The organism is Pseudomonas fontis, from assembly GCF_028656955.1.
In the GTDB taxonomy this organism is placed as follows: Bacteria; Pseudomonadota; Gammaproteobacteria; order Pseudomonadales; family Pseudomonadaceae; genus Aquipseudomonas; species Aquipseudomonas fontis.
In genome coordinates, this window is record NZ_JAMDGY010000075.1 from 1 (window position 1) to 5,132 (window position 5,132).

Below are 5,132 nucleotides of genomic sequence, written 5' to 3' on the forward strand. Positions count from 1 at the left end.
GGGGTTTCGGAATTTAATCTTGACGATGACCTACTCTCACATGGGGAAACCCCACACTACCATCGGCGATGCATCGTTTCACTGCTGAGTTCGGGATGGGATCAGGTGGTTCCAATGCTCTATGGTCGTCAAGAAATTCTGTGTACCAGACCGTCTTTCGACGCTCCAGCAAATCGGGTATGTGATATCGATTGTGAGTCGCAAACTTTCGGTTCGTTTCGTCTTCACAACACCGCAATCTGGCCCCTTTCAGGTTCGCAAATTGCTTGGGTGTTATATGGTCAAGCCTCACGGGCAATTAGTATTGGTTAGCTCAACGCCTCACAGCGCTTACACACCCAACCTATCAACGTCGTAGTCTTCGACGGCCCTTTAGGGGATTCAAGATCCCAGTGAGATCTCATCTTGAGGCAAGTTTCCCGCTTAGATGCTTTCAGCGGTTATCTCTTCCGAACATAGCTACCCGGCAATGCCACTGGCGTGACAACCGGAACACCAGAGGTTCGTCCACTCCGGTCCTCTCGTACTAGGAGCAGCCCCTCTCAAATCTCAAACGTCCACGGCAGATAGGGACCGAACTGTCTCACGACGTTCTAAACCCAGCTCGCGTACCACTTTAAATGGCGAACAGCCATACCCTTGGGACCGGCTTCAGCCCCAGGATGTGATGAGCCGACATCGAGGTGCCAAACACCGCCGTCGATATGAACTCTTGGGCGGTATCAGCCTGTTATCCCCGGAGTACCTTTTATCCGTTGAGCGATGGCCCTTCCATACAGAACCACCGGATCACTAAGACCTACTTTCGTACCTGCTCGACGTGTCTGTCTCGCAGTCAAGCGCGCTTTTGCCTTTATACTCTACGACCGATTTCCGACCGGTCTGAGCGCACCTTCGTACTCCTCCGTTACTCTTTAGGAGGAGACCGCCCCAGTCAAACTACCCACCATACACTGTCCTCGATCCGGATAACGGACCTGAGTTAGAACCTCAAAGTTGCCAGGGTGGTATTTCAAGGATGGCTCCACGCAGACTGGCGTCCACGCTTCAAAGCCTCCCACCTATCCTACACAAGCAAATTCAAAGTCCAGTGCAAAGCTATAGTAAAGGTTCACGGGGTCTTTCCGTCTAGCCGCGGATACACTGCATCTTCACAGCGATTTCAATTTCACTGAGTCTCGGGTGGAGACAGCGCCGCCATCGTTACGCCATTCGTGCAGGTCGGAACTTACCCGACAAGGAATTTCGCTACCTTAGGACCGTTATAGTTACGGCCGCCGTTTACCGGGGCTTCGATCAAGAGCTTCGCGTTAGCTAACCCCATCAATTAACCTTCCGGCACCGGGCAGGCGTCACACCCTATACGTCCACTTTCGTGTTTGCAGAGTGCTGTGTTTTTAATAAACAGTCGCAGCGGCCTGGTATCTTCGACCGGCATGAGCTTACGGAGCAAGTCCTTCACCCTCACCGGCGCACCTTCTCCCGAAGTTACGGTGCCATTTTGCCTAGTTCCTTCACCCGAGTTCTCTCAAGCGCCTTGGTATTCTCTACCCAACCACCTGTGTCGGTTTGGGGTACGGTTCCTAGTTATCTGAAGCTTAGAAGCTTTTCTTGGAAGCATGGCATCAACCACTTCGTCGCCTAAAGGCAACTCGTCATCAGCTCTCGGCCTTAGAACCCCGGATTTACCTAAGATTCCAGCCTACCACCTTAAACTTGGACAACCAACGCCAAGCTGGCCTAGCCTTCTCCGTCCCTCCATCGCAATAACTAGAAGTACAGGAATATTAACCTGTTTTCCATCGACTACGCTTTTCAGCCTCGCCTTAGGGACCGACTAACCCTGCGTCGATTAACGTTGCGCAGGAAACCTTGGTCTTTCGGCGTGGGAGTTTTTCACTCCCATTGTCGTTACTCATGTCAGCATTCGCACTTCTGATACCTCCAGCAAGCTTCTCAACTCACCTTCACAGGCTTACAGAACGCTCCTCTACCGCGTCACCTAAGTGACACCCGTAGCTTCGGTGCATGGTTTGAGCCCCGTTACATCTTCCGCGCAGGCCGACTCGACTAGTGAGCTATTACGCTTTCTTTAAAGGGTGGCTGCTTCTAAGCCAACCTCCTAGCTGTCTAAGCCTTCCCACATCGTTTCCCACTTAACCATGACTTTGGGACCTTAGCTGACGGTCTGGGTTGTTTCCCTTTTCACGACGGACGTTAGCACCCGCCGTGTGTCTCCCATGCTCGGCACTTGTAGGTATTCGGAGTTTGCATCGGTTTGGTAAGTCGGGATGACCCCCTAGCCGAAACAGTGCTCTACCCCCTACAGTGATACATGAGGCGCTACCTAAATAGCTTTCGAGGAGAACCAGCTATCTCCGAGCTTGATTAGCCTTTCACTCCGATCCACAGGTCATCCGCTAACTTTTCAACGGTAGTCGGTTCGGTCCTCCAGTCAGTGTTACCTAACCTTCAACCTGCCCATGGATAGATCGCCCGGTTTCGGGTCTATACCCAGCGACTAAACGCGCTATTAACACTCGCTTTCGCTACGCCTCCCCTATTCGGTTAAGCTCGCCACTGAATATAAGTCGCTGACCCATTATACAAAAGGTACGCAGTCACCTAACAAAGTAGGCTCCCACTGCTTGTACGCATACGGTTTCAGGATCTATTTCACTCCCCTCTCCGGGGTTCTTTTCGCCTTTCCCTCACGGTACTAGTTCACTATCGGTCAGTCAGTAGTATTTAGCCTTGGAGGATGGTCCCCCCATATTCAGACAAAGTTTCTCGTGCTCCGTCCTACTCGATTTCATGACTAAGAGATTTTCGCGTACAGGGCTATCACCCACTATGGCCGCACTTTCCAGAGCGTTCCGCTAATCTCAAAGCCACTTAAGGGCTAGTCCCCGTTCGCTCGCCACTACTAAGGGAATCTCGGTTGATTTCTTTTCCTCAGGGTACTTAGATGTTTCAGTTCCCCTGGTTCGCCTCTTGCACCTATGTATTCAGTACAAGATAACCATCTTATGATGGCTGGGTTCCCCCATTCAGAGATCTCCGGATCAAAGTCTGTTTGCCGACTCCCCGAAGCTTATCGCAGGCTACCACGTCTTTCATCGCCTCTGACTGCCAAGGCATCCACCGTATGCGCTTCTTCACTTGACCATATAACCCCAAGCAATCTGGTTATACTGTGAAGACGACATTCGCCGAAAATTCGCAATTACTCACAAATTTTACCTTAGCCTGGTCCAACACCAGTGAAAGTGTTGTCCAGTCTATCTTTCTATCACATACCCAAATTTTTAAAGAACGATTCTGAAAAAGTTCAGAAATCAATATTCGATGCGAATATTCATTTCTAAGCTCTGACAAGGTTTGCAAGAGTGATGGTGGAGCCAAGCGGGATCGAACCGCTGACCTCGTGCGTGCAAGGCCAGCTGATGTCTGTCGATTAAGGAGGTGATCCAGCCGCAGGTTCCCCTACGGCTACCTTGTTACGACTTCACCCCAGTCATGAATCACACCGTGGTAACCGTCCTCCCGAAGGTTAGACTAGCTACTTCTGGTGCAACCCACTCCCATGGTGTGACGGGCGGTGTGTACAAGGCCCGGGAACGTATTCACCGCGACATTCTGATTCGCGATTACTAGCGATTCCGACTTCACGCAGTCGAGTTGCAGACTGCGATCCGGACTACGATCGGTTTTGTGAGATTAGCTCCACCTCGCGGCTTGGCGACCCTCTGTACCGACCATTGTAGCACGTGTGTAGCCCAGGCCGTAAGGGCCATGATGACTTGACGTCATCCCCACCTTCCTCCGGTTTGTCACCGGCAGTCTCCTTAGAGTGCCCACCATTACGTGCTGGTAACTAAGGACAAGGGTTGCGCTCGTTACGGGACTTAACCCAACATCTCACGACACGAGCTGACGACAGCCATGCAGCACCTGTGTCAGAGTTCCCGAAGGCACCAATCTATCTCTAGAAAGTTCTCTGCATGTCAAGGCCTGGTAAGGTTCTTCGCGTTGCTTCGAATTAAACCACATGCTCCACCGCTTGTGCGGGCCCCCGTCAATTCATTTGAGTTTTAACCTTGCGGCCGTACTCCCCAGGCGGTCAACTTAATGCGTTAGCTGCGCCACTAAAATCTCAAGGATTCCAACGGCTAGTTGACATCGTTTACGGCGTGGACTACCAGGGTATCTAATCCTGTTTGCTCCCCACGCTTTCGCACCTCAGTGTCAGTATGAGCCCAGGTGGTCGCCTTCGCCACTGGTGTTCCTTCCTATATCTACGCATTTCACCGCTACACAGGAAATTCCACCACCCTCTGCCCTACTCTAGCTTGCCAGTTTTGGATGCAGTTCCCAGGTTGAGCCCGGGGATTTCACATCCAACTTAACAAACCACCTACGCGCGCTTTACGCCCAGTAATTCCGATTAACGCTTGCACCCTCTGTATTACCGCGGCTGCTGGCACAGAGTTAGCCGGTGCTTATTCTGTCGGTAACGTCAAAACACTAACGTATTAGGTTAATGCCCTTCCTCCCAACTTAAAGTGCTTTACAATCCGAAGACCTTCTTCACACACGCGGCATGGCTGGATCAGGCTTTCGCCCATTGTCCAATATTCCCCACTGCTGCCTCCCGTAGGAGTCTGGACCGTGTCTCAGTTCCAGTGTGACTGATCATCCTCTCAGACCAGTTACGGATCGTCGCCTTGGTGAGCCTTTACCCCACCAACTAGCTAATCCGACCTAGGCTCATCTGATAGCGCAAGGCCCGAAGGTCCCCTGCTTTCTCCCGTAGGACGTATGCGGTATTAGCGTTCCTTTCGAAACGTTGTCCCCCACTACCAGGCAGATTCCTAGGCATTACTCACCCGTCCGCCGCTGAATCGAAGAGCAAGCTCTTCTCATCCGCTCGACTTGCATGTGTTAGGCCTGCCGCCAGCGTTCAATCTGAGCCATGATCAAACTCTTCAGTTCAATACTGCATTGGATTTTGAAAAAATCCTAAACTTGGCTCAGCAATCTCAAAATGAACTATTCGATTTCTCGTATAGCCACTTGTGATGCTGATAATCTTTTTGACTATCAGTCTGAGCTCACAAGCACCCACACGA

3 rRNA genes are annotated in these 5,132 nt (G+C 51.4%); all 3 read right to left on the minus strand.

Features of this window, described 5'->3' with window-relative positions:
* Window positions 1-17: 17 nt before the first annotated feature.
* Window positions 18-133 (minus strand): 5S ribosomal RNA (gene rrf, locus M5G11_RS20890).
* 144 nt (window positions 134-277) lie between these two features.
* Window positions 278-3,168: ribosomal RNA gene (locus tag M5G11_RS20895) — 23S ribosomal RNA — on the minus strand.
* A 290-nt stretch (window positions 3,169-3,458) separates the two neighbouring features.
* Window positions 3,459-4,995, minus strand: a 16S ribosomal RNA gene (locus tag M5G11_RS20900).
* The 16S, 23S and 5S rRNA genes sit together here, the layout of an rRNA operon.
* Window positions 4,996-5,132: the final 137 nt, after the last annotated feature.